This window comes from Leisingera sp. F5 (genome assembly GCF_001593695.1).
This window is the reverse complement of the sequence record NZ_LUKH01000956.1, coordinates 1-1,412: the sequence shown is the minus strand read 5'-3', so window position 1 is coordinate 1,412 and position 1,412 is coordinate 1. Positions and strand designations below refer to the sequence as shown.

The 1,412-nt window shown below is 58.9% G+C and carries 2 protein-coding genes and 1 pseudogene; 1 reads left to right on the top strand and 2 read right to left on the bottom strand.

Features of this window, described 5'->3' with window-relative positions; all coding sequences use genetic code 11:
- A partial coding sequence (locus A2I95_RS37820) for a winged helix DNA-binding protein (RefSeq protein WP_291737569.1) occupies window positions 1-314 on the top strand: 314 nt, incomplete at its 5' end.
- Window positions 315-605: 291 nt separating this feature from the next.
- Here A2I95_RS37820 and A2I95_RS37815 read toward each other — a convergent pair.
- Both A2I95_RS37815 and A2I95_RS37810 read right to left on the bottom strand, forming a co-directional pair.
- Entirely contained in the window at window positions 606-1,034 is a 429-nt protein-coding gene (locus A2I95_RS37815; protein ID WP_291737568.1) for a VOC family protein, read from the bottom strand.
- A gap of 77 nt (window positions 1,035-1,111) precedes the next feature.
- Window positions 1,112-1,412, bottom strand: a pseudogene (locus tag A2I95_RS37810) (hypothetical protein); the annotation flags it as partial.

The window sequence follows — 1,412 nt, the reverse complement described above, 5'->3', positions numbered from 1 at the left end:
ACAATGAAGTGACCGCCGGGGAATTGAAGACCCGCGGCTACTATCAGGGCAGCAATGTCAGCTATAACCTGAAGAAGCTGGTCGAGATGGGCTATATGCACCATCAGCGCTGCGAGATCGACCGCCGCTCGGTGCGCGTCCGCCTGACCCAGCGGGGCCGGGAAATCCGCGATATCGTGTCGGCGCTGTTCTCGCGCCATGCGGAAGGGCTGGAGAACAAGGATGTGATCTCCTCCGAGGGAATCGACGATATCTCCACCGCGCTGAAGCGGATGGAGCGGTATTGGTCGGACCAGATCCGCTATATTTACTAAACCGCCGGTTGGGGTGTGAAATCCCAGCGGGCAACAGGCCGGGCAGAGCCGGGAAAACACCGGCAGGCCGCAGACAGGGCATGAGGGGAAACCGTGCCCTGGACGTATTGAAGGGCAAAGCGCCAGGACCCGCGTTATGGTTCATGGCAGATGGCTGCAGAAGCGGCCGCCCTTGTTACCGTGTTTGATGGGTTGCAGGAAACCTGAGAGCGGCAGCAGATGCCGCACGGAACGGGCAGCACCAAGGCGGTGCTGCGCCGGGTTTTCTGCGTTGCGGAACGGGGTGTTAAATTACCACTGGCCGGTGTTTTCCATTCCGGCCCAGGGTTCTGCCGGATCCAGCGCTTCGCCGTTCTGCAGCAGTTCGATTGACACATTGTCGGGCGAGCGGACAAAGGCCATGCGCCCGTCGCGGGGCGGGCGGTTGATGGTGACGCCATTGTCCATCAGGTGCTGGCAGGCGGCATAGATATCATCAACGCCATAGGCCAGATGTCCGAAATGGCGGCTGTCATCAGGCAGCGCATCATCGCCGTCCCAATTATAGGTGAGTTCCAGAGGCGCCTCCTCCTGGCCCGGGGGGGCCATGAAGACCAGGGTGAACCGGCCCTGCTCATTCTCCCATCGGCGGGTCTCGCGGAGGCCCAGAAGAGAGTAAAATGCCATCGATTTTTCCAGATCCTTCACCCGGACCATGGTGTGCAGATATGTGAGGGGCATGGCGGTTTCTCCTGTCTGTGTTTGCAGGGATTTAATCGGGGCGGTGCGCAATGGCCAGCGAAAGCGCCAAGGCGCTCTCAGAATTTTGATTCGATGCCCAGGGAGACAGAGAATTCCGAGCTTTCAAAGCGGCTATGGTTCGAGAATTTTTTTCCGGCACGCAATCGCAGCATCGGCGCAAAACCGGCATAGTCATAGTCTTCAAAGAATAGGTTCAAATCGGCGTAAGCGGAATGGTCCTGCCGCCCGCCAGGAATAGGAACCCAGTCTGTTCCATTGTTGAAGACATAGGTGGGGTAGTCGGCGGCCCCTAGGATCAGCCCAGTGCTGACCTTAACCGGCCCTACTTTCTGACCAAAGGTATAGCCGACCCTGAGT